A 21024-nucleotide genomic window follows, 5' to 3' on the forward strand; every position below is an offset into this window, starting at 1 on the left:
GTCACGGCATCACTCCACCCAGTGGACCTTGCCCAGGCCGGCGGGGATGAGGTCGCAGACGTAGAAGATGTCGTCGTACGGGTAGTCGTCGTACACGCCGCGCGCGGGGATGCAGCGCGCCTGGCTGGGGTTCGGCGCGTTGAACTCCGCGGCGAGCTGCTGGCAGTAGGCGTTATCGCCCGTGCCACCGCACTCCTCGGTGCACTGGTCCGCGCGGATCCAATAGGGGTTGTAGAGCGGGTACGAGTCCGACTCCGTCCAGCACAGGCCCGTGGCGCACTGGGTGTCCGCGGAACAGCCCTGGCCCACGGCGTTGAGGCCCTGCTCCTGCTGCGTGGGAGCGGGGGTCTGCTGCTCGGGGGCCGCGCCGCCGCCACAGGCGAGCATCGCGAACGAGAAGAGCGTCACGGGGACAGCGAAGAGCTTCCGCATGGGGAGAACCTTTCCAGGAAAAGGGGGAACCCTAAGAGAACCACTTCGGCCAGGATGAGCCAAGTCACATTCTCGCGGCAATGGGAATGCCAGCCAGGCATCTCGCGGGGACGTCCAGCGACGCAGCTCATCCAAGCAGACTGGGGCTCGGGAGGGTTCAGGCCCGGGGCCGTGGGCGCGCGGCGTGGAGTACGCTGGCGTCCCTTCACGAAGAGGGACCCGCCATGTGCCGGAGCATCAAGACGCTGTTCAACTTCGAGCCGCCCGCGTCCGACGCGGAGGTCCGCGCGGCGGCCCTGCAGTTCGTGCGGAAGCTGAGCGGCACCAGCGCCCCTTCGAAGGCGAACGAGGAGTCCTTCAACCGCGCCGTCGAGGACATCACCGGGGTCGCGCGCCAGCTGATGGACTCACTGGTGACCACGGCGCCGCCGCGCAACCGCGACATGGAGGCCATGAAGGCGAAGCTGCGGTCCGCGAAGCGCTTCGCCCCGCGCTGAAGTCCGCCGCGTTCTCCTAGGATGGGGGGAGCCTCCGTCCCGGGAGTCGTCCGGATGTTCCTCGCCTCACTGCTGTCGGTGTTCGCCGGCGCCTGGATGTTCGCGGCGGCGCCGTTCACCGTCACGATGAAGTCCGCGGGCGACTCGGCCCGCTCGGATGGACCCCAGCCCGCAGAAGCACCCTGGCTCCGGGTGGAGACGCGGCAGGGCCCCGACCAGCGCATCCTCAAGAGCCGCGAGCCCCTCCCCGACAATCCCTTTCCGGTCATGCCGCTCACGGCGGCGCAGCAGGCGCGCCTGACACCGATGCAGCACAGCCGCGACCAGCAGCAACTCGCCATCGACATGTTCCGGCGGCCCCGCATCGACGCCTCGCAGAGCACCACCGTCTATGTGTTGGAGGGAAAGCTCAGCGGCGTCGAGGGCGGCGGCGCCACGCCCCTCTGGCTCCATCCGGACATCCCGCTGGGAATCAGCTGTAGCAACGGCCCTGAGAAGGTGAAGGGCCATTCCTCCTTCAGCACCTTCCTCTGTGATTACGACTGAGCGCGATTGCCGACGGACGATCTTCATTACAAGCGACCGAGGATCTCCGCCTTCTTCTCCTCGTACTCGCGCTCGGTGATGAGGCCGCGCTCGGCCATGCGCTTCAGGTCCTCCATCGCCCGGACCGGATCCGCCGGGGGCGCTGGCGGGCTGGCGGGGGCGGTCATCACAAAGCCGGTGATGACGACGTGCTGGGGCTGCTTCGGGTCCGCCTTCACCTGGACACGCAGCCCCGGGCCCCAGGTGGCCGTGCTCGAATGAGCCGGTAGCTTCTTGCTCACCCGGGCCTGATAGGGAGCACGGCCGGGGATGCGCACCTCCAGGAGCAGTTGGAGGATGGAACGCCTGTTGATGCGGAGCGCGGAGTCCCGCACCTCCAGCACCGTGGCCTCCCCAGGCTCTCCATGCTCCAGCACCGCGCGCTCCGGCCCGGCGCCCAAGAGCCCCAGCACTCCCGCCTTCGGTCCGAAGGCCAGGCCCATCCCCCCCGCCACGACGATGAGGAGGACGAGGAGCGCGGGGTCGGAGGTGATGGCGTCGAACATGGGGCCTCCTTGCAGGGGGGCTCAGCTTACCGGAAGCCACCGGCCAGGCCGCGGCTCAAGGGATGTTGATGCGCGAGTGCATGGCCCGGCCGTCGTACGCGGCGGCGCCGCAGCGGGCGTGGGCCCAGTCGCCATTCACCGCGGAGCAGATGCGGAAGGCCTGGATGTTGGAGAACGGCACGTTGATGCCCGGCGTGTCGCATCTCCCCTGGTACGTCCAGGCGAGGCTCTTGTTCACGGACGTCACGCCAATGCACGGGCCAATCCACGCGCCCGTGTCCCGCCGCTGCACGTCGATGGAGTACTGCGCCGCCGTCTCCTCCTCGCTCCACTCCAGGTCCACGAAGGGCGTGACGCCGCCGGGCAGCTCCAGGGACACGTCGTCGGAGATGCCGTCATAGGCCTTCTCCACGAAGGCCCCCCAGACGTTGTTGTTGGAATAGAAGATGCGGAACGCGGCGATCTCTCCCTTCGTCACCACGCGGTCCCCGGCGCTGCGGCACACGCCGTCGAACACCGTCTTGTTGGACTGCCCCAACAGCACCACGGACGTGCACGGGCCCACCACCGACCCGTCGCGCAGCACGACGTCCAACGAATAGCTGTACCCGGCGAGCCGGTTCCAGCGCACGTTCACCTGGTTGAGGGAGGTCATCGCCCCATCCGGCTTGAACGCGACGCGCTGCCTGTACGTGCTGCGCGAGGTGAGGTTGCCCGCGCTGTCGAAGGCGCCCACGTGGAAGATGTTGAAGTACTCCCCCCGCCGCTCGACGATGACGTTGTGGCCGTGGGACTGCACCAGCCGGCCCGCGGAGTTCTTCAACGGCAATGACAGACGCCGCACCGCCCGCGCCCGCGTGAGCTGGGGGAGGGTGTCCGCCATCACGTAGTACATGGCGTACTGGCTGTTGTACCAGCCGCCGCTGAAGACCAGGTAGTAGCGCCCGTCGCGCTTGAAGAGCTCCGGCGCCTCGTTGATGCCCTCCTCGTAGGCCGGCGTCGTGAACACCGCCGGGCCCGCGTGGTTGTAGACCGTGCCGGGCGCGGCCAGGTTGAACGAGGAGATGTTGTTGCCATTCTGGAACCAGACATAGAAGAGCCACCGGTCCGCGCCGTCATTGAACGTCGCCGAGTCGATGCGGATGTTCCGGTTGCACCCCTGCGGCAGGCACGCCGTGCCGGTGGTCGTGCGCGGCCACGTCGTGTTGGCGTTGATGGGCTGGGGCGCGCCGAAGACCAGGTTCAGGTCCGGCGCCGTGGCCACGAAGGTCGTCACCTCCTGGCCCGCCGGCGGACACGCCGCGCCGTTGGGCACCCGGTGCCCGGAGAAGTGGAGCTGGTAGACGCTCCCCACCTTGCCCAGGTCCGGCGCCCACAGGGAGCAGTAGTCGTAGGTCGGGTCCGCCGCGGACGGGTTGTAGTCGCGCTTGAAGCGGAACGCCGTCAGGTCGTTCGACTCATACAGCGGCAGCACCGCCCCGTTGCCGGTGCCCGTGAGGAAGAACAGGTCGTCGTGCTCCTTGTAGACGTCCGGGTCCGCCAGCCACTGCATGAGCAGCGTGCGCGCGTTGTCCTGCGCGAGGGCGCTCCCGGCGAAGGTCGTGGTGACAAGCGACAGCAGCAGCGCGGCGCGGACGGGCTTCATGAGGCCTCTCCATGGAAGTCTTGAAATTCAAGCTTCCAGGGAAGGGGCCGGCCACGCAAGGCCGATGGGTTTTGACCGTCCGGCGGCGATCCGCTATACCGCACTTCGATAATGAATATCAATTTCATTTGATATCACCTTCCTCTGGATTGTCTTTCCCGTGAGCACCTCTCCCCGGCGTTTCCCTCCCCTCCTCGCGGCCCTCGTCGGGGTCGCGGTCCTCGCTCTCGCGGTCTTCGGCTGGCGGGCCTCGCGCGCCCCGTCCGAGCCTCCCGCACCGGAAGGCGCGGCTCCGACCGCCGCGGCGGTCCCCGCGCAGGGAGCGGGCCGGACCATCACCCACGCGCAGGGCAGCACCGTGGTGACCGAGCACCCGAAGCAGGTGGTGGTGTTCGACCTGGCGGCGCTGGACACGCTGGACGCGCTGGGGGTGGACGTGCAGGGCGTGGCGGGTGAGTACTTCCCCGGCCAGCTGGCGAAGTACGCGGACGCGAAGAAGTACCCGCGCTTCGGGACGCTCTTCGAGCCCGACTACGAGGCCCTCCACGCGGCCCGGCCAGACCTGGTCATCACCGGCGGACGCTCCAGCGCCCGGTACGCGAAGCTGGCCGCCATGGTGCCCACCGTCGACCAGACGACGGACGACGCGCACTTCCTGGAGACCGTGGTGGGCAACACGCAGCGGCTGGCGACCCTCTTCGGCAAGGAGGAGCAGGCGCGCGCCCTGGTGGAGGCGATGAACCAGTCCATCGCGACGCTGAAGAGCACCACCGCCAACCGGGGCAAGGGGCTCATCGTGCTGACGTCCGGAGGGCGGATGAGCGCCTACGGGCCGGGCTCGCGCTTCGGCGTGCTGCACGACGCCTTCGGCATCCCGCCCGCGGCCCCGGGCCTCAAGGCGTCGCTGCACGGGGAGGCCATCAGCTCGGAGTTCATCCTGGAGACCAACCCGGACTGGCTGTTCGTCATCGACCGCGACGCGGCCATCGGCGAGGGCGGCGGCGCGCAGCGGCTCCTGGACAACGAGCTGGTGCACCAGACCACGGCCTGGAAGCAGGGGCAGGTCGTGTACCTGGAGCCGGCGAACACCTACCTCATCGGCGGCGGCATCCAGTCCTTGCGGCGCCTGATGGAGCAGCTCTCCGATGTCTACGCGAAGCCCCGACAGCCCGTCGCTCCCTGAGCCGGGCTTCGCGCCGCGAGCCCCCGTGGCCGCCCCCGACGTGCATCCACGGCCCGCGCCGCTGCCCGCGAGCGGGGCGAAGCGCGGCGCCCTGCCGCTGCTCGCGGTGGCCACGCTCGCGGTGCTGGCGCTCGCGGGCACGAGCCTGCTGATTGGCGTGAGCCACGTGTCGTGGGACGCGCTCCTGGCGCCGGCGGAGCACCAGCGCGCCGCGCAGGTGCTGGTCATCAGCCGCGTGCCGCGCACGCTGGCCCTGATGCTCGCGGGCATGTCCCTGGCCGTCGCGGGCCTCATCATGCAGATGCTCGCGCGCAACCGCTTCGTGGAGCCCTTCACGGCGGGCACCGCGGAGTCCGCGAGCCTGGGCCTGCTGGCCGTCACGATCTTCGCCCCCAGCCTGCCCGTCCTCGCCCGGACGGCGGTCGCCGCCGGCTTCGCCATGGCGGGCACGGCGCTGTTCCTGCTCATCCTCCGGCGCATCCCGCTGCGCTCGGCGCTCATCGTGCCCGTCGTGGGGCTGGTGCTGGGGGCCATCTTCGACGCGGTGACGACGTTCTTCGCCTACCGCTTCTCCCTGCTGCAATCCCTGATGGCCTGGACCACGGGCGACTTCTCCAGCGTGCTGCGCGGCCGGTACGAGCTGCTCTGGGGCGCCTTCGTGCTGACGGTCGTGGCCTACGTCGTCGCGGACCGCTTCACCGTCGCCGGCCTGGGCGAGGCGTTCACCACCAACCTGGGCCTGAGCCACCCGCGCATCATGGCGCTGGGGCTGGCCATCGTCGCCATGGTCACCGCGGTGGTGGTGGCCACGGTGGGGATGATTCCGTTCATCGGGCTGGTGGTGCCCAACGTGGTCAGCCTCATCGTGGGCGACAACGCGCGCCGCTCCATCCCGTGGGTGGCGGTGCTGGGCGCGGGCTTCGTGCTCCTGTGCGACATCGTCGGGCGGGTGGTGCGCCAGCCCTACGAGATTCCGGTGGGCACCGTGGCGGGCGTGGTGGGCAGCCTCGTCTTCCTCCACCTCCTGCTGCGGAGGAACGACCGTGTCGGCTAGCGCGCTGCGCCTGGAGGGCCATGAGCGGCGGCTCGCCCTCCTGGGAGGGCTGGCCGCCCTCTGCGTGGTGGTGTTCATGACCGTGGACGCGGGCGGCAGGTGGGACTTCGTGCTGCCGTTCCGCGCGCGCAAGGTCGCCACGGTGCTGCTGGTGGGCTACGCCATCGCCGTCTCCACGGTGCTGTTCCAGACCGTGGTGGAGAACCGCGTCCTGACGCCCGCCATCATGGGCTTCGACACGCTCTACGTGCTGCTCCAGACCAGCCTGCTCTTCTTCCTGGGCTCGCGCACGGTGGCGTCCCTGGACACGCGGCTGCTGTTCGCGGTGGAGGTCGCCGCCATGGTGCTCTTCTCCGCCGTGCTGCACCGCTGGCTGTTCGAGGGCGGCCGGCGGAGCATCCACCTGCTGCTGCTCACGGGGGTGGTGCTGGGCGTGCTGTTCCGCAGCCTGTCCGCCTTCCTCCAGCGCGTCATCGCGCCGGGCGAGTTCGCCTTCCTGGAGGATCGCTTCTTCGCCAGCTTCAACAACCCGGACCCGGACCTGCTCCTCGTCTCCACGCTGCTGACCGTGGGCGCGTCCGTCCTGGGCCTCCGCCTGCTGCGCGCCTGCGACGTGCTGAACCTGGGCCGCGACGTGGCCATCAACCTGGGCGTGGACCACCGGCGCACGGTGTCCGGGCTGCTGGCCGTGGTGGCGGTGCTGGTGTCGGTGTCCACGGCGCTGGTGGGGCCGGTGACCTTCTTCGGGCTGCTGGTGGCGAACCTGGCGCACGGGCTGGTGCGCTCGCACCGGCACGTCCACGTGCTGCCGGCCGCCGTGTTCCTGGCGGTGATTGGCCTGCTGGGCGGTCAGCTCGTGCTGGAGCGCATCTTCTCCTTCGGCGCCAACCTGCGCGTCATCATCGAGTTCCTGGGCGGCCTGATGTTCATCTCCCTGCTCATGCGAGGCGCGCTGCGATGATCGAAGCCCGGAACGTCTCCCGCCGCTACGGGGACACCCTGGTGGTGGACGACGTCACGCTCCAGCTCCCGGAGAGCGGGGTGACGTCCATCATCGGGCCCAACGGCGCCGGCAAGTCCACCCTGCTGTCCATGGTGAGCCGCCTCCTGCCGCTGTCCTCCGGCACGGTGCTGGTGGACGGCATGGACGTGGCGCGCACGCCCGGCGACGCGCTGGCGCGCAGGCTGGCCATCTTGCGGCAGGACAACGCCGTCACCTCGCGGCTCACCGTGCGCGACCTGGTGACGTTCGGCCGCTATCCGCACTCCAAGGGCCGACCGACGGTGGAGGACCGCGCCTTCGTGGAGGGAGCGCTCCACCACCTGGGACTGGAGGCCATCGCCCACCGCTTCCTGGACGAGCTCTCCGGCGGCCAGCGCCAGCGCGCCTTCGTGGCCATGGTGCTGTGCCAGGACACGCACTACGTGCTCCTGGACGAGCCCCTGAACAGCCTGGACATGAAGCACGCCGTGGCCATGATGAAGGAGCTGCGGCGCGCGGCGGACACGCTGGGCAAGTGCGTGGTGCTGGTGCTGCACGACCTCAACTACGCATCCTGCTACTCCGACCACGTCATCGCCATGCGCGGCGGGAAGGTGGCCTTCCAGGGGACGCCGGAGGCGCTGATGCGCCCGGACGTGCTCCGCGACATCTATGACATGGACATCGACATCCATGTCCTCGACGGGAAGCGCATCGCGGTCCATTACCGGTAGGTCCTGGGCTGTGACATGTGTGTCGTGCCCAGGATGAGAGACCGGTGGCTTCGGACAGCCGCTCCCTCTGGGAAATCCTGGCATCGGGCTTGCTCAGGCCCGGCACACCATGTCCCTCACCCACGAAGCCGCTCCCCCTTCACGTCTGCGTCACTGGGCCTCCCGCCTGGTCCTCCTGCTCGCCTGTGTCGGCGTCGTCGCGACGTCAAAGGGCCAGTCCGAGTCCGTGACCTCCGGCCCCCATTCGGGCGCCCCCGTGACCCTCACGACCGAGGCCCCCAGCGCCACGCGTTCGCTCGTCGTGCGGGCCACGACCTCGAAGCCACCGGACATGTTCGCCTCGGCGGAGCTGAAGGCGCGGGTGAGCGCCACGTGGACGCCCGCGGACCCGAGCCTGACCGCGAGCCCCTCGCTTCGCGCCGTGCTGTTCGACCGGGAGCCGCAGTTCTACGGTGAGCCGGCCATCCTCCCGCTGGTCGCGGGCCAGCCGGTGACGATGGAGGTGCCCCTCATCCTCGCGAGAGACTGCAAGCTGGGGGCGAGCTGTGAGTGGACCGCGGACCTGCTCCTCGAGCTGCGAGACGGCGCCGACGGCAAGGTGGAAGTGACGTGGACGGCCTCGGCCGAGGCGTTCATGACCGACTCCGACCTGCCCAAGGACTTCACCGTGACCCTCTCCGAGCCGTGACCTCGATGGGAAGCCGCTCCGGCGGACGTGGAGGCCCTTGAAGGCCGCTTCACGTTCGCCGTGGGCCCGCTGCGCGCGGTGACAAGCCCCGTCACCGCGCGCGCTTCGGGCGGGCCCGGGGCTTCGTCAGCGGCCGGGGAGGCGGCTTCGCGAGCGCCTCCGCCTGCGCCCTGATGGTCTCCGCCAGGAAGTCCACCACCGCGCGCACGCGGGCGTTGTGGACCAGGTCCTCGTGGAAGACCAGCCACACCGTCCGCTCCAGCTCCGGCAGCGCGTCGCGGAGCGGCACCAGCTCCGGGTGCAGGTGGCCGAAGAACGCCGGCAGCAGCGCCACGCCCAGGCCCTCGCGCGCGGCCTGGAGCAGCCCCACGATGGACGTCAGCCGCACCCCGACCGTGGCCTTCGCCGCGTGCACGTCCAGCCACTTCGACTCCGGCCACCGCCGCGAGTCCTGCGCGTACCCCACCACCGCGTGCCCTTGCAGCCCGGCGTCGAAGCGCACCGGGCCCCGGCGGGCGAGGTAGGCCTTCGACGCGAAGGGCACGACACCAATGGCAGCCACCTTCCGGGCCCGCAGCGACGCCTCCTGGGGCCGGACCAGCCGGATGGCGACGTCCGCCTCGCGCCGCACGAGCGACAGCGACTCGTAGCCGGAGAGCAGCCGCAGCTCGATCTCCGGATGGCGCTCCTGGAACGCGGCCAGGTACGGCATCACGTTGTGGATCAGGAACGAGTCCGTCGCGGTGACCGTCACCGGCCCGGAGGAGCGCAGGTCCTCGCCGCTGGCGAGCCGCTCCACCCGCAGCGCCTCCGCCTCCACCGCCTCCGCGGCCGGCCGGATGCGCAGCGCCACCGCCGTGGGCCGGAGGCCCGTGGGCGTCCGGTCGAAGAGCCGCGCCCCCAGCTCCTTCTCCAGCGCGGCCAGGCGCCGGCCCACCGTGGTCTGGTCCACCTTCAGGCGTCGCGCCGCCGCGGAGAGGTTCCCCTCCCTCGCGATGGCCAGGAAGTGCCGCAGGTCGCTCCACTCGGGCATGGCCTGCATTCTCGCAGAGGCGCTCTGCGGATTCGGGCATTTTCGCAGACCCGGCCCATCGCCATCCTCCCCGGCGTTTCCTTCCACCGAGGAGTCCCTCCCGTGAAGACCCTTCCCAGGCTCGTCGCCGCCGTCGCCGTCGTCTCCGCGTTCACCTTCGCCGCCGCCAGGGGCAAGGAGTCCGCCGCCTTCCAGCAGACCGCCTATGACAAGCTCACCTGGACGGAGATGATGCCGGGCGGCCCGTCCGTGCACGTCCTCTGGGGCGACATGAAGAAGGGCCCGTACGCCCTGCTGATGAAGTTCCCCGCCGGGTTCGACTCGGGGCCGCACACCCACTCCGCCGACTACCACGGCGTGCTGGTGAAGGGCCGGATGACGAACACCAGCGAGGGCGCCGTTGAAGCGGGCGCCGTGGAGGCCGGCAGCACCTGGGACCAGCCCGGCAAGGTGGTGCACCGCAACCAGTGCTCGCCGGACGCCGAGTGCGTGCTGCTCATCGCGCAGGACAAGCCCTTCGACTTCGCGCCCGCCAAGGCGAAGTAGCCGCCCGGCGATGCGTCAGACCCGGATGGGCACCACCAGGGACGCGGCGTAGCCGTCCGTCGTGTTGCCCGTCACGGTCGCCAGCTGCGTGGACGCGCCGTCGCTGAACACATTGTCGCTGGAGAGCGAAACCTGGCTGAGGTTGCGGACGCTCTGCGAATAGCCAGACGTCGCGTAGACGGCGTCGCAGACGTCCTCCGGCAGGGCCAGCTGGGACGTGGCCACCTTGTTGCGCGAGGAGGAGGTCGCGTCCACCGATGGATAGACTTCGAAGTGGATGTGCGGCCAGCGGCCGCTGTAGCAGGCGGGGAAGATGCTGGTGAAGGTCACCCTTCCCTCCTCGTCCGTCACCTGCACGCCGCGGAGGTAGTTCTCGTTGGTGACGCCCGACGAGTACATCGAATAGCGCCCCGCCTGGTCGCAGTGCCACAGGTAGATGGCGTAGCCCCGGAGCGGCGTGCAGCTGTCGTTGCTGGCGACCAGCGTGAGGGTGATGGTGAGCGGGATGCCGGCCGCGACGCCGCTCGCGCCCGCGATGCTGGCGCGGATGTCGCCGCGGACGATGCCCGACAGCACCAGGGCGTTGGCGCCGTTGGAGCCGTCACCGGGATAGGGGCCAGCCGTCTCCTCGGGAATCCTCGCGCAGCCCGAAGCGTCGCCGCTGCCGCTGGAGTCCGTCCCACCGCAGCCGATGACGGGGATGAGGCTGGTGAAGGCCATCCAGCGCAGCAGCTCCCGCCGGTCCGTGCGCTTCGCCAGGACCCGCAGGTCCTGCTGGAGTCCCTCGTGGTGGTTCCATTCGTCGTCACTCATGCGCAAGCCCCCTGGGAGTGACCCTGACGGTAGGGGAAGAGTCTTAAGCGGGTCCTAAGGCCCGGGGGTGACGCGTTTTTGCAATCCAGGCGCGGGCGCCTGGCGTATCTGTCCGGCCACCAGCCAAGGGAGCGGATATCCATGATGAAGCGCGCGAGTGGCCCTTTCGACGTCAAGCTCACCCCCATGCCGCCAGAGGCGGACGCGGTGGAGGCGGCTCCAGGCCGGATGACGCTCGACAAGCGCTTTCACGGCGGGCTGGAGGCCACGAGCCAGGGGCAGATGCTCGCGGTGCGGGCGCAGGTGGACGGGTCCGCGGGGTACGTGGCGATGGAGCGCGTCAGCGGCACGCTGGACGGCCGAAGCGGCACCTTCGCGCTCCAGCACTCCGGGACCATGACGCGCGGTGCGCCCCAGCTGGTCATCACGGTGGTGCCGGACTCCGGAACCGGCGAGCTCACGGGGCTCGCCGGTTCGATGACCATCGACATCGCGCCGGGCGGGAAGCACTCCTACGACTTCCAGTACACCCTGCCCGACGCGCCGTGACTCACGGTGCGCAGTAGCGGACCGCCTGGAGGGTGTGGGCCTCCGGGCGCTCCGTGGAGGTCATGACGAGCGCCCCCATCCAGTGCTCCGGCAGCTCTTCCAGCATCACCCACTGCGCGTACCGGTGCAGGGGCATGAGGTCAGCTCCGGGCGACAGGTCCTTCGCGGTGCCCCCCTGCCCCAGGGCCCAGAAGCGGCCCCGCCACCCGAACGAGGAGTCGCCGCCCTGCGGGTCCCTGGACACGGAGAGCCACGCCGCCTCAAGGCCACGGGCTGTCACCGCGGCCCCGTACCAGGGAACTTCCTCCGGAGTCGTCACGGCCAGGGTGCGCGTGGTCCCTTCGCCGAAGAGATTCCCCAGGACCTTCAGCGCGCGCTCCCCGCCCGCCACGCTGCGCAGCACGATTGCCGGGGAGTCCAAGGCCCCCCCTGCCACCGCGCCCAGGTCCACGAGCCGGGCCGTCGGACTCTCCTCCACGGAGAAGGTCCGCTCCTCGCCCACGGGTTGCAGGCTGGCATCGAGGTGCTGGAGCCGCAGCAGCCCTTCGGAAGCGCCTTCCTTGAGCTCCTGTGCCAGCACGAGGAAGCCACCGTCGCGCAGCCCCATCACGTCCACGCCGTGGAGCACCTTGTCCTGCGCGAGCACCTGCATCAGGACGCGAGGAGCCACCACGGTCTGGCCGTCGAGCTCCGTGAGCGTGCCCCACAGCTCGCGGCCAGCGGTGCCCAGGGAGGCATCCCGCCATGCCGCGAAGACCCGCGTCCCGTCCGCCGACACGGCCGCCGCGGTGGCCCTGTCCCCGACAGCCTGGTCGAAGAGGAGCGCGCCGCCCTCGGGCTCACCCTGGCGGGTCACGCGATGGCCCTGCTCGTCCAATAGGAGGAGGTGGCCCCGGGTGTGGTCGCCGCCCGGCCCCGCTGACGCGTAGTACAGCGCGGGCCCCTGGGACGTGCGCAGCAGCCGGGTGCTCACCGAGTCCAGCGACGAGGCATCCTGGACCTCCACCGGGATCTCCGTGGTGCCAAGTGGAGTCAGCGCGGTATCCAGCCGGATGACCCGGACCACCGCCTCCCTGTCGAAGACCGCCGCCAGGATTCCGTCCGTCACCCGGACGCTGCTGATCCGGCCCCCATGCGGGGGCAATCCCAGCGACGCGACCTGGGACCAGGTCGGAGGGTCCGTCACCCCGTCGCAGTCGTTGTCCAGCCCGTCGCAGCGCGTCTCCGTGGCCTCGTAGTCAGCGCCATACGAGCGCGCGGTGCACACCGGCTCGTAGGCCCCATCCACCACGGCCCGCCGGGCCCCCGCGCAGACGCCTTGCGCCTTCTCACAGGGCAGCGGTTCCCCCAGTGAGCCCGCGTCTGTTCCTGCATCCGAGGTCCCCGCATCCACGGTCCCCGCGTCCGGAAGCGGATTCGCTGGCGGATCCGAGTCCTCACATCCCCCCAGAGCCCCGCTGCCCACCGCCAGCACCACCGCCCAAAGCCTTGTCCAGCTCATCCGAACTTCCATCATCCCCTCTTTGGCGAGCTGACATTCGGCCTCGCCAGGGGACAAAGCCTAATCCATTTCGAGTTCAAGAATGCACAGGTCATGCACTCCCTCTCACTCGAAGCCAAGACAGGGCTTGAAGAGCCGCGAACCAGGCGCCTCCCGCGAGCACATGGCGCAGGTGGTTCATCCGGCCCCACCGCGTCGCGGTCTCCACGGCCTCCGTCCTCCAGCGCGCGCGACGAGGCACATCCCTTCTCGGGAGGAAAGATTCGGCCCGGCGCACGTAGAAGAGGATGAGCCCCTTCCCAGGCACCCCACCATGGCCCGCCCCAAGAGTCCCCGCTTCTGGATCCTCCTCACCGTCGGAGGCGCCTGCGCGTTCTGCTGTACCGGCACCCTGGGGCTCATGGCCCTGGGCTTCTTCGCGGGGAGCGACAGCGCCACGCCCGGAGCATCCGGCACGGTGAGCAGGGCCCGCGGCGGGACACCCGGGGAGCCCGGTGGCTTCGCATTCAACGCGCCAGCGGGCTGGAAGACACAGGAGGACGGACGGTTCATCGTCGAGTGGAACGACCGGAGCGACACCCTGGGCGTGGAGGCGCTCCGGCTGCCGAGCGTGCCCGGGCTCGACGATGGCGAGGGCAAGCTCGCGCGGATGTGGCAGGAGCGCGTGGGCGCGGACTGGAACGACGTGAAGCCGGACCCGCTGGTGATGCGGCGCTTCATGGCCAACGGCGCCCGCGCCTTCTTCACCGCCGCGGTGGTGCGCGCGAAGCACAACGGCCGGGACTTCCGCGTGAGCCTCTACCTGGTGGAGGCGGGCGACCGCCTGGAGCCGCTGGTGTTCATCCAGAGCTTCATGACGCCCGGGGGCGTGGGCGAGCACCTGTCGGCGTCGTACTCCTGGAGCACGTCCTACGCCCGGGTGGAGGAGGCGCTGAAGGGCGTGCGCGGAAGCCCCGTGGGCTTGCCGCTGGTGGACGACGCGGAGGTGGTGGGCCACTTCCTCCACGACAGCGGCACCAGCGCCCAGTGGGTCAATACCTATACAGGAAGCACCACGATGACGGCGGTCTCCGGCCGCACCGAATACACCTTCGGTGCGAACCACTCGTTCCACTACAAATACGCGGGCGCGTCCGGGCAGGTGGGCGCCATGAAGTTCGGCTCCGAAAGCGACCAGGGCACCTGGAGCGTGAATCACGACGTGCTGACGGTCACCGGCGCCCGCTGGACGCGGAGGTTCCTGCTCATGGGGGCCGCGCGCTCGCCGGAGGGCAAGCGCACGCTCCACCTGATGCGCGACAACGGAGGCTGGTCGCTGGCGCCGGGCGCCATCGGGCAGAACGGCGAGCTGTACGTGGCGGCGGACTGAGCCTCCACCGGGCCGGTGACACCGCCAGGAAGCGCCGGTGTTCCATCCGCCGGCCGGACTCGCCGGCCCTTCGCTCACAGGAGCTGGAACATGGCGGTCCTGCACCGCGGACTGCGGCTGGGGATGGCATTGCTCGCGAGCGTCACGGCCCCCGCCTGCGGGCCGGAGACGCCAGCGGGAACCGCGCCGGAGGTGAGCGAGTGGGAGCTGGAAGCGGCGCACCCGCCCCTGCCACCGCTGAACCGCGAGGCGCTGCGCCAGGCCATCGCGGGGCTCCCCAACGCGGAGGTGTCCGGCGCGCTGGTCCGGGTGAGCGGCGCGGACGGACGCTGGCTGGGCACGTCCGGCGTGGCGGACCTCCGCACCGGCGCCCCGGTGCCCGCGGACGCGCGCTTCCGCATCGGCAGCATGACGAAGACGTTCACGGCCACCGTCGTGCTGCAGCTCGCCGCCGAGGGGCGCGTGGACCTGGACCGGCCCGTCCAGGACGCCCTGCCGCGCCTGCTGCCCGCGGGCGTCTACGCGCCCATCACCGTGCGCCAGTTGCTCAATCACACGCATGGCCTGCCCGGCGTGCCGGTGCCCCAGAAGGACCCGGACTGGTTCTTCCAGAACCGCTACCGGCGCTTCAGCCCCCGGGAGCTCGTCGCGCTGGCGCTCCCACAGGGCCCGCGCTTCGCTCCGGGCACGCGGCAGGAGTACGGCAACATCGGCTACATCGTCGCGGGGCTGCTCATCGAACAGGTGACGGGCCGGCCCTACGGGGACGCGGTGCGCGAGCGCATCCTGCGGCCGCTGCACCTGCGCGACACCTTCGTGCCCGGCACTGACGTGACGATTCCCGGGCGCCACGCCCGAGGCTACGAGGAGGTCGCGCCGGAAGGGACAGCATGCCTGGCGGGGGCCATCACGGCTGGCTCACGCTGCCTGGTGGACGTCACCGAAGCCAGCCAGTCCGTGCCCTGGGCCGCCGGAGAGATGATCTCCACCACGGAGGACCTGGACCGCTTCCTCGTCGCGCTCTTCCAGGGACGGCTGCTGCCACGCAAGCAGCAGGAGGAGCTGTTCACCGTCCCGGACGTGCCCGCCGCGGGAGGCGGCAGCGCCAGCTACAGCGCGGGCCTCACCCGCTTCGACATCAACGGCGTCACGCTCTGGGGCAAGAGCGGCGACCGGCACGGCTACAACAACGGGATGGGCGCCACGCGGGACCTGCGCAGGCGCCTCGTCTTCTCGGTCAACACGCTCCACATGGGCGGAGCGCAGCCGGACATCGCCGCGCGGATCATCTCCGCGGCGCTGCAGGGGCCCTCCCAACCCTGAGAGGGCCGCGGGAGGGCGCCTACTTCTTCACGGCGGACTTCGCCTTCGCCTGCTCCGCCTGCTTCTTGAGCGCGAGCAGCGTCCCGCGGGCCCGCTGCGTGGACTTGCGGCGCAGGCCAGGGTCGTACTCGATGGCCTTGCCCAGGTCCTTCAGCCCCTCCGGCACCTTGCCGCGCCGCAGGAGGATCTCCCCGCGTCCCACCAGGGCGTCCACGTTGGAGCTGTTGAAGCGCAGGGCCTGGTCGTACTCCGCGAAGGCCTCATCCACGCGGTCCGCCGTCATGTACGCGGCGCCCAGCTGCGCGCGGAACACCGTGTCGTGCGGCGAGGCGGCCACCAGGCCTTCGAAGATCTGCAGCGCGACCTTCGTGCGGCCCGCCTGGAGCATCTGGTGGCCCGTGGCGGCGTACTTGTAGAGCCGCTCGTTCGTCATCCCGAGGAACTGGCCCAGCGTCACCTCTCCCCGGATGAGCTCCTCCGTCAGCGGCGGTCCATCCACGGGCCCGTCCTTGGGGGACTCGGCCTTCTTGCTCACGGACTTGCTGCTCACCGCCTTGCTGCTCACGGGCACCTCACGCCGGGGGACCTGGTGCAAGCGTCCCCCGAAGCCAGCGGGTTACGGTCAGACGAACAGGTTGCGCTTGACGATATCATTCAAGCGGCCGACGTCGTCGAGCGCGCTGAACATGCTCTTCACGCTGTCGAAGGCCTTCTGGATGCCCTCGCGGTGGTCGTCCTTGTCGTACTTGCCCAGGTCGTCCGTGCCCGTGAACGGGTTGAAGCCCAGCGCCTGGGTGTTGCCCAGCGCGTTGAACGTCTTGGTGACGGCCTCGGTGGCCTTGGTCAGCGCGTTGTCGCGCGTCGCGTCGAAGGTCGCCTTGGTGAACGTGGCCGAGTTCGTCTTGCCGTCCGCGCTGGAGATGGCCTTCTCGCTCAGCGTCATGAAGTCGCCGGTCTTGAACTTGTCCACCGTGCCGTCGTTGCCCGTCACCTCGCGGCCGACGTAGGACCAGGAGGCCGTGGAGTCGCCCATGTTCAGGCGGTCCTCGAAGTGCTTGGTGGTGAAGTCCGCCGAGGTCTCCCAGCCGTCCTTCGTGATCTGCCCGACCTTGCCCTTGCCCTTGTCGATGTCCGTGACCTGGATGTGGTCGTCGCCGCAGGTGATGTCCAGCTGGCCCGTCACCGTCATCCCGTTGCCGTACGGCACGGTGCCCACGTGGATCTGCGTGCCGTCCCCCAGCACGAAGGTGGTGTCGCGCTTGAAGTCGAACTTGCCGCCGTCGCTCTCATCGACGTGCGGGTCGCCCCAGATGCGGGTGCTCTTGCCGTCCGGGCCGGAGATCTTCCACTCCTGCTTGCCCAGCTGCTCGATCTTGTAGCCGCCCGGCGTGGTGATGACGCCGTTGTTGTCCACCTTGAGCTTGTCCGCGGGGCGCATCAGCGCCTCCCACTTCGGCGCCTCCGAGGGGAAGGCCCCGCTCGTCGAGGCCCCCTGCTGGGTGTCCGCGGGCGCCTGGCCCGTCACGAACGAGCTGCCGTCCGCGGTCTTCGTCGCGGTGGCCGGCTGCGCGGAGGCCTGCTTCAGCTGCGCTTCGATGAGCGACAGCGCCTCGTTGGCCGTCGACTCGATGAGCTTCAGGTTCTTCGCCAGCTCCGCCTCGCTCAGGCCGGGAGCGTTGGTGTTGGCCTGGAGGACTCGCGGGCTGCTGCCGGTGGAGGTGATGCCAGCCATGTTTTCCCCTCGGTGATGGGCGCCTCGGACGGCGCGGAATGTCTAAAGCGGGATTATCCAGCGTCCACGATCAGAAGTTGTGCCTACACGGTGAATTCCAGCGGAGCGGGAACCCCGGCGCCAGCCCCGGGGAGAGGGCTGGCGCCATCCCCGCGAAACTACTGGTTTTCCAGGGCGGTCCGCAAGCCGGTGAGGAAGGCGTACTTGATGGCGGTGGCGTTCTGCTTGTCCTTCACCATCTCGTGGGCCTTGTCCATCCAGGCGTTGATCTCCGCCTGGCTGGGGCCCCGGCCGTTGGGCCCCAGGACCTCGCGGAAGGCCTCGGAGAGCAGGCGACGCAGGGTGCCATCATCCGTCTTGTCCAGGCCGTCGCGGGCCTCGCGCATCATGGACGGCAGGTTCATCTTCACCCCGGTGGCGTTCATCTTGTCGTCGTCCACCAGCTTCCGGGCCTTCTGGGTCCACGTGTCCAGCTCACCGGCGTTGGGCTCGCGGCCGTAGGTGTCCTTGAAGGCGTCCTTCACCAGGTTGCGCAGGGTGCCGGTGTCGGTCTTGTCCAGGCCGTCGCGCACCTCGCGCATCATGGACGGCAGCGTGGTCTTCACCCCGGTGGCGTTCATCTTCTGCTCGTCCACCAGCTTCTTGGCCTCGCCCTCCCAGCGGGACAGCTCGCTGGCGGAGGGCTCGCGGCCGAAGGTGCTCTTGAAGGCGTCCTTCGCCAGGTTGCGCAGGGCGCCGGCGTCGGTCTTGTCCAGGCCGTCGCGCACCTCGCGCATCATGGACGGCAGCGTGGTCTTCACCCCGGTGGCGTTCATCTTCTGCTCGTCCACCAGCTTCTTGGCCTCGCCCTCCCAGCGGGACAGCTCGCTGGCGGAGGGCTCGCGGCCGAAGACGGACTTGAAGGTCTCCTTCGCCAGGCCGCGCAGCGCGGCGGGGTCGGTCTTGTCCAGGCCGTCGCGCACCTCGCGCATCATGGAGGGGAGCGTGTACTTGATGGACGTGGCGTCCATCCCCTGGTCCGCCAGCTTCTGGGCCTCGGCGGCCCAACGGCTGAGCTCGCCTTCACCGGGGGCCCGGCCGAAGGTGGTCTTGAAGGTCTCCGCCGCCACGTTGCGCAGCTCGGCGGCGCCAGGCTTCGTGGCGGTGCCGGCCTGGATGGCGCGCAGCTTCTCGATGACGGCGTACTTGATCTCCGTGGCGTTCTTGCCCTCCGCGGCCAGGTCCTGCGCCAGCTTGACCATCTCCCGGCGCTCGCTGGTGGAGGGGACGCGACCAATCTGCGTGTAGGCCTCCGACACCTTCCTGTCGACGGCGGACGCGCTGGGACGGCTGTCCGGAAGCATCGGCCCCGCGGGCGTGGGGGACGACTGAGCGGCGATATAGCTGGTGCGGGCCACGCCCTGCGGCGCGGCGGTCGTGGCCGCCTGCGTCGCGGACAGCTGCTGCAATCCCTGAAGGAACTGGAGCTCCGCCGACGCGTTCGGCTTCGTGGTCGTCTGTGTCTGGGAATTGGAAAGAACAGCGTTGAGCGCTCGTTCAGTGACCTTCACGGAATCTCCTTGGGCACAGCGGGAGTCCTCCCCCGTCTCTAATTATCCAGGGATACCATGTAAAGTTGCCGTAAACATTGGAACCGGAAAAGTGCCGGAAGAATGCAAGGAATCCCCCAACCGGCATCTCCTTCCGCGGGCATGTGCGCTGACAGGAAATGGATGCCTGGACGACAACCCGGCGGCATCCGGTCCGGCTCCGTGGTAGGCGGGCAGGCCCAGGCGTCCTTTTCCAGACACACGCGCCACCCACCTCGCCCGGAGGGCCACGCATGGCCGCCCCCGACACCCCTGTCCTCATCGGTCGTTCCAGCTCGCACTTCACCCGCATCGCGCGGCTCTTCGCCTCGGAGCTATGCGTCCCGTGTTCCTTCCAGGTGGTGCGCGATCTCCTGTCGACCGACCCGGCGGACTATGGCGGCAACCCCGCGCTCCGGATCCCCGTCCTGAAGAGCGCCGGGGGCGCCTGGTTTGGCGCGCTCAATGTCTCTCGCGAGCTGTGGCGGCGGTCCAGCCCCAGGCGTCGGGTGGTGTGGCCAGAGGACCTGGACGTCCCCCTGCTGGCGAACGTGCAGGAATTGACGCTGCAAGCCATGGCGACGGAGGTGACGCTGGTCATGGAGAAGATGGCGGGCGCCGGAGAAGGCACGCGCCACGCGCTCAAGCTGCGCGAGTCCTTGCTCAACATGATGGCGTGGCTGGAAGACAACGCCAATGCAGCGCTCGCCGCCCTGCCGCCCGAACGGGACCTGAGCTACCTGGAGGTCACCCTCTTCTGCCTCGTGACCCATCTGGAGTTCCGGGACGTCCTGCCCACGAAGCCCTACGCGGCGCTGAACCAGTTCTGCCAGCAGTTCTCGAAGCGGCCCTCCGCCAGCGAGACCGCCTTCCGCTTCGACACCTGAAAGCCTCACGGCGGCCGCGGAGCCCGCTTCCTTCGCGCGCCCTTCCTGCCTGACATGGCGCCCTGGAGGAGGCGGCGGAAGGTGGGGCAGTCCAGGTGGTTCGGATGGGGGCAGGCCGCGGCGTGGCGCAGGCTGTCGCGCATCGCGCCCAGCTCGCGGATCTTCTGGTCCAGCTTCTCCGCCTGGGCCGCGAGCATCCTCCGGTCGATGCTCGGACGCCTGCCCGGCGAGAACACGCGCGCGATTTCATCCAGCGAGAAGCCCGCGGCGCGCCCCAGCGCAATCAACGCCAGCCGCTCCAGCACGCTGGGCTCGAACAGGCGGCGCAACCCCTTCCTGCCGATGGAGGCGATGAGCCCCTTCTCCTCGTAGAAGCGCAGCGCCGAGGCCGGGACTCCCGAGCGCCGCACCACCTCCGTGATGTCCAGCTCCGTCACGCGCTTGACCTCAAGTCGACTTGAGCTGGCACAGTGCGGCCTCCAGTTCCCGAAGACAAGCAGGAGGAGCCCCGCATGGATGCCACCCGCCCCCCCGACGACGAACAGTCGCAGCTCTGGAATGGCCCCTCCGGACGCGCCTGGGTCGAAGCGCAGGAGGTGCTCGACGGGATGTTCAAGCCGATTGAAGACCTGCTCGTCGAAGCGGTGGTCGCGAGCTCCGCGCGCCAGGTGCTCGACATCGGCTGTGGCACGGGCAGCACCACGCTCGCCGTCGCGCGGCGGCTGGGCACGGAGGGGCACTGCACCGGCGTCGATATCTCGGCGCCGATGCTCGACGCCGCCCGCGCCCGGGCCGACCGTGAGGGCACTCCGGCGAGCTTCGTCCGCGCCAACGCGCAGCTGCACGCCTTCGAGCCCGCCCACTACGACATGATCATCTCGCGCTTCGGCGTCATGTTCTTCGAGGACCCGGTCCAGGCCTTCGCCAACCTGCGACGTGCCGCGCGGTCGGACGCCACACTCCTGGCCATCGCGTGGCGGAGCCCCGCTGACAATCCGTTCATGACGACCGCCGAGCGCGCCGCCGCGCCGCTCCTGCCGGACCTCCCGGCCCGCAAGCCGGGCGCCCCCGGGCAGTTCGCCTTCGCGGACGCGAACCGGGTCCACCGCATCCTGGAGGACAGCGGCTGGGCCGGCATCGACCTCCAGCCCGTCGACGTGACCTGCACCCTGCCCGAGAAGGAGCTGGTCCGTTACCTGTCCAGATTCGGCGCCGTCGGCCGGTACCTCCACGAGGCGGACGAGCGGACTCGCGCCCAGGTCATCGACACGGTCCGCGCCGCGTTCGGCCCCTTCGTCCACGGACCGGAGGTCCGTTACACCGCCGCGTGCTGGCGCATTGGCGCCCGTGCGCCCGCCGCCCAGGGGCGCTGAAGGCACTCCCCGTCGAGGACGTGC

At 69.9% G+C, this 21024-nt stretch carries 23 protein-coding genes; 13 read left to right on the forward strand and 10 right to left on the reverse strand.

Going from position 1 to position 21024, the window contains the following annotated elements:
* Nucleotides 1-9: 9 nt before the first annotated feature.
* Entirely contained in the window at nt 10-432 is a 423-nt protein-coding gene (locus U8525_RS15390) for a hypothetical protein (protein ID WP_374266254.1), read from the reverse strand.
* A gap of 224 nt (nt 433-656) precedes the next feature.
* Here U8525_RS15390 and U8525_RS15395 point away from each other — a divergent pair, with 224 nt between their 5' ends.
* Both U8525_RS15395 and U8525_RS15400 read left to right on the forward strand, forming a co-directional pair.
* A complete protein-coding gene (locus U8525_RS15395; RefSeq protein WP_374266256.1) occupies nt 657-929 on the forward strand; it encodes a DUF2277 domain-containing protein in 273 nt (90 codons plus the stop codon).
* Between the two features lie 54 nt (nt 930-983).
* A complete protein-coding gene (locus U8525_RS15400; protein WP_374266258.1) occupies nt 984-1475 on the forward strand; it encodes a hypothetical protein in 492 nt (163 codons plus the stop codon).
* Between the two features lie 26 nt (nt 1476-1501).
* Here the strand turns inward: U8525_RS15400 and U8525_RS15405 are convergent, their stop codons facing one another.
* Complete coding sequence (locus U8525_RS15405; RefSeq protein ID WP_374266260.1) at nt 1502-2020, reverse strand: SHOCT domain-containing protein; 519 nt, start codon at nt 2018-2020, stop codon at nt 1502-1504.
* A gap of 55 nt (nt 2021-2075) precedes the next feature.
* Nucleotides 2076-3665 (reverse strand): family 43 glycosylhydrolase, encoded by a 1590-nt coding sequence (locus U8525_RS15410; protein WP_374266261.1) that lies wholly within the window; start codon nt 3663-3665, stop codon nt 2076-2078.
* A gap of 160 nt (nt 3666-3825) precedes the next feature.
* Here U8525_RS15410 and U8525_RS15415 point away from each other — a divergent pair, with 160 nt between their 5' ends.
* The 5 genes from U8525_RS15415 (at nt 3826) to U8525_RS15435 (ending at nt 8306) form a co-directional block, all read left to right on the forward strand.
* Nucleotides 3826-4848 carry a siderophore ABC transporter substrate-binding protein gene (locus U8525_RS15415; protein ID WP_374266263.1) on the forward strand — a complete coding sequence of 341 codons (1023 nt, stop codon included), beginning with the start codon at nt 3826-3828 and terminating at the stop codon, nt 4846-4848.
* A complete protein-coding gene (locus tag U8525_RS15420; RefSeq protein WP_374266265.1) occupies nt 4811-5902 on the forward strand; it encodes an ABC transporter permease in 1092 nt (363 codons plus the stop codon). The genes U8525_RS15415 and U8525_RS15420 overlap by 38 nt, the downstream gene beginning before the upstream one ends.
* A complete protein-coding gene (locus U8525_RS15425; protein ID WP_374266267.1) occupies nt 5892-6863 on the forward strand; it encodes an iron chelate uptake ABC transporter family permease subunit in 972 nt (323 codons plus the stop codon). Before U8525_RS15420 ends, U8525_RS15425 begins: the two co-directional genes overlap by 11 nt.
* Nucleotides 6860-7618, forward strand: coding sequence for an ABC transporter ATP-binding protein (locus U8525_RS15430; RefSeq protein WP_374266269.1), 759 nt, complete (start codon nt 6860-6862; stop codon nt 7616-7618). Before U8525_RS15425 ends, U8525_RS15430 begins: the two co-directional genes overlap by 4 nt.
* Nucleotides 7619-7874: 256 nt before the next feature.
* Nucleotides 7875-8306: a hypothetical protein gene (locus U8525_RS15435; RefSeq protein WP_374266271.1), complete on the forward strand. Its 432-nt coding sequence runs from the start codon at nt 7875-7877 to the stop codon at nt 8304-8306.
* 91 nt (nt 8307-8397) lie between these two features.
* Here the strand turns inward: U8525_RS15435 and U8525_RS15440 are convergent, their stop codons facing one another.
* Complete coding sequence (locus U8525_RS15440; protein ID WP_374266273.1) at nt 8398-9339, reverse strand: LysR family transcriptional regulator; 942 nt, start codon at nt 9337-9339, stop codon at nt 8398-8400.
* 102 nt (nt 9340-9441) lie between these two features.
* Here U8525_RS15440 and U8525_RS15445 point away from each other — a divergent pair, with 102 nt between their 5' ends.
* Nucleotides 9442-9885 carry a DUF4437 domain-containing protein gene (locus tag U8525_RS15445; RefSeq protein WP_374266275.1) on the forward strand — a complete coding sequence of 148 codons (444 nt, stop codon included), beginning with the start codon at nt 9442-9444 and terminating at the stop codon, nt 9883-9885.
* A 15-nt stretch (nt 9886-9900) separates the two neighbouring features.
* On the opposite strand, the gene U8525_RS15450 is transcribed toward U8525_RS15445, so the two are convergent.
* The gene (locus U8525_RS15450; protein ID WP_374266277.1) at nt 9901-10698 is read right to left on the reverse strand and encodes an intradiol ring-cleavage dioxygenase; all 798 of its coding nucleotides are present in this window, start codon (nt 10696-10698) and stop codon (nt 9901-9903) included.
* Nucleotides 10699-10839: 141 nt separating this feature from the next.
* On the opposite strand from U8525_RS15450, the gene U8525_RS15455 reads away from it, so the two are divergent.
* Nucleotides 10840-11247: a DUF3224 domain-containing protein gene (locus tag U8525_RS15455; protein WP_374266279.1), complete on the forward strand. Its 408-nt coding sequence runs from the start codon at nt 10840-10842 to the stop codon at nt 11245-11247.
* A 1-nt stretch (nt 11248) separates the two neighbouring features.
* Here U8525_RS15455 and U8525_RS15460 read toward each other — a convergent pair whose 3' ends face one another.
* The gene (locus U8525_RS15460; protein ID WP_374266281.1) at nt 11249-12748 is read right to left on the reverse strand and encodes a putative metal-binding motif-containing protein; all 1500 of its coding nucleotides are present in this window, start codon (nt 12746-12748) and stop codon (nt 11249-11251) included.
* 313 nt (nt 12749-13061) lie between these two features.
* Here U8525_RS15460 and U8525_RS15465 point away from each other — a divergent pair, with 313 nt between their 5' ends.
* On the forward strand, nt 13062-14117 hold the full coding sequence (locus tag U8525_RS15465; RefSeq protein WP_374266283.1) for a hypothetical protein: 1056 nt from the start codon (nt 13062-13064) through the stop codon (nt 14115-14117).
* 90 nt (nt 14118-14207) lie between these two features.
* Complete coding sequence (locus tag U8525_RS15470; protein WP_374266285.1) at nt 14208-15440, forward strand: serine hydrolase domain-containing protein; 1233 nt, start codon at nt 14208-14210, stop codon at nt 15438-15440.
* A 19-nt stretch (nt 15441-15459) separates the two neighbouring features.
* On the opposite strand, the gene U8525_RS15475 is transcribed toward U8525_RS15470, so the two are convergent.
* The 3 genes from U8525_RS15475 to U8525_RS15485 all read right to left on the reverse strand — a co-directional run bounded on the left by U8525_RS15475 (nt 15460) and on the right by U8525_RS15485 (nt 18722).
* Nucleotides 15460-16005, reverse strand: a complete 546-nt coding sequence (locus U8525_RS15475) for a tetratricopeptide repeat protein (RefSeq protein WP_374266287.1) — start codon at nt 16003-16005, stop codon at nt 15460-15462.
* A gap of 57 nt (nt 16006-16062) precedes the next feature.
* Complete coding sequence (locus U8525_RS15480) at nt 16063-17172, reverse strand: DUF1521 domain-containing protein (protein WP_374266289.1); 1110 nt, start codon at nt 17170-17172, stop codon at nt 16063-16065.
* A gap of 158 nt (nt 17173-17330) precedes the next feature.
* Nucleotides 17331-18722, reverse strand: a complete 1392-nt coding sequence (locus tag U8525_RS15485) for a hypothetical protein (RefSeq protein ID WP_374266291.1) — start codon at nt 18720-18722, stop codon at nt 17331-17333.
* A gap of 272 nt (nt 18723-18994) precedes the next feature.
* Between U8525_RS15485 and U8525_RS15490 the strand changes: the two genes are divergently transcribed.
* On the forward strand, nt 18995-19627 hold the full coding sequence (locus U8525_RS15490) for a glutathione S-transferase domain-containing protein (protein ID WP_374266293.1): 633 nt from the start codon (nt 18995-18997) through the stop codon (nt 19625-19627).
* Nucleotides 19628-19632: 5 nt separating this feature from the next.
* On the opposite strand, the gene U8525_RS15495 is transcribed toward U8525_RS15490, so the two are convergent.
* Entirely contained in the window at nt 19633-20064 is a 432-nt protein-coding gene (locus U8525_RS15495) for a helix-turn-helix domain-containing protein (RefSeq protein WP_374266295.1), read from the reverse strand.
* Nucleotides 20065-20139: 75 nt separating this feature from the next.
* Here U8525_RS15495 and U8525_RS15500 point away from each other — a divergent pair, with 75 nt between their 5' ends.
* Entirely contained in the window at nt 20140-21000 is an 861-nt protein-coding gene (locus tag U8525_RS15500) for a class I SAM-dependent methyltransferase (RefSeq protein ID WP_374266297.1), read from the forward strand.
* Nucleotides 21001-21024: the final 24 nt, after the last annotated feature.

The sequence above is a fragment of the Corallococcus sp. RDP092CA genome, assembly GCF_041903675.1.
Lineage (GTDB): Bacteria > Myxococcota > Myxococcia > Myxococcales > Myxococcaceae > Corallococcus.

What these genes read in the sequence shown, in the direction of transcription:
- U8525_RS15390 (WP_374266254.1), bottom strand. Translation starts at nt 432, where the DNA reads ATGCGGAAGCTCTTCGCTGTCCCCGTGACGCTCTTCTCGTTCGCGATG.
- U8525_RS15410 (WP_374266261.1), bottom strand. Translation starts at nt 3,665, where the DNA reads ATGAAGCCCGTCCGCGCCGCGCTGCTGCTGTCGCTTGTCACCACGACC.
- U8525_RS15450 (WP_374266277.1), bottom strand. Translation starts at nt 10,698, where the DNA reads ATGAGTGACGACGAATGGAACCACCACGAGGGACTCCAGCAGGACCTG.
- U8525_RS15480 (WP_374266289.1), bottom strand. Translation starts at nt 17,172, where the DNA reads ATGGCTGGCATCACCTCCACCGGCAGCAGCCCGCGAGTCCTCCAGGCC.
- U8525_RS15460 (WP_374266281.1), bottom strand. Translation starts at nt 12,748, where the DNA reads ATGAGCTGGACAAGGCTTTGGGCGGTGGTGCTGGCGGTGGGCAGCGGG.
- U8525_RS15400 (WP_374266258.1), top strand. Translation starts at nt 984, where the DNA reads ATGTTCCTCGCCTCACTGCTGTCGGTGTTCGCCGGCGCCTGGATGTTC.
- U8525_RS15490 (WP_374266293.1), top strand. Translation starts at nt 18,995, where the DNA reads ATGGCCGCCCCCGACACCCCTGTCCTCATCGGTCGTTCCAGCTCGCAC.
- U8525_RS15465 (WP_374266283.1), top strand. Translation starts at nt 13,062, where the DNA reads ATGGCCCGCCCCAAGAGTCCCCGCTTCTGGATCCTCCTCACCGTCGGA.
- U8525_RS15440 (WP_374266273.1), bottom strand. Translation starts at nt 9,339, where the DNA reads ATGCCCGAGTGGAGCGACCTGCGGCACTTCCTGGCCATCGCGAGGGAG.
- U8525_RS15395 (WP_374266256.1), top strand. Translation starts at nt 657, where the DNA reads ATGTGCCGGAGCATCAAGACGCTGTTCAACTTCGAGCCGCCCGCGTCC.
- U8525_RS15420 (WP_374266265.1), top strand. Translation starts at nt 4,811, where the DNA reads ATGTCTACGCGAAGCCCCGACAGCCCGTCGCTCCCTGAGCCGGGCTTC.
- U8525_RS15405 (WP_374266260.1), bottom strand. Translation starts at nt 2,020, where the DNA reads ATGTTCGACGCCATCACCTCCGACCCCGCGCTCCTCGTCCTCCTCATC.
- U8525_RS15500 (WP_374266297.1), top strand. Translation starts at nt 20,140, where the DNA reads ATGGATGCCACCCGCCCCCCCGACGACGAACAGTCGCAGCTCTGGAAT.
- U8525_RS15455 (WP_374266279.1), top strand. Translation starts at nt 10,840, where the DNA reads ATGATGAAGCGCGCGAGTGGCCCTTTCGACGTCAAGCTCACCCCCATG.
- U8525_RS15430 (WP_374266269.1), top strand. Translation starts at nt 6,860, where the DNA reads ATGATCGAAGCCCGGAACGTCTCCCGCCGCTACGGGGACACCCTGGTG.
- U8525_RS15470 (WP_374266285.1), top strand. Translation starts at nt 14,208, where the DNA reads ATGGCGGTCCTGCACCGCGGACTGCGGCTGGGGATGGCATTGCTCGCG.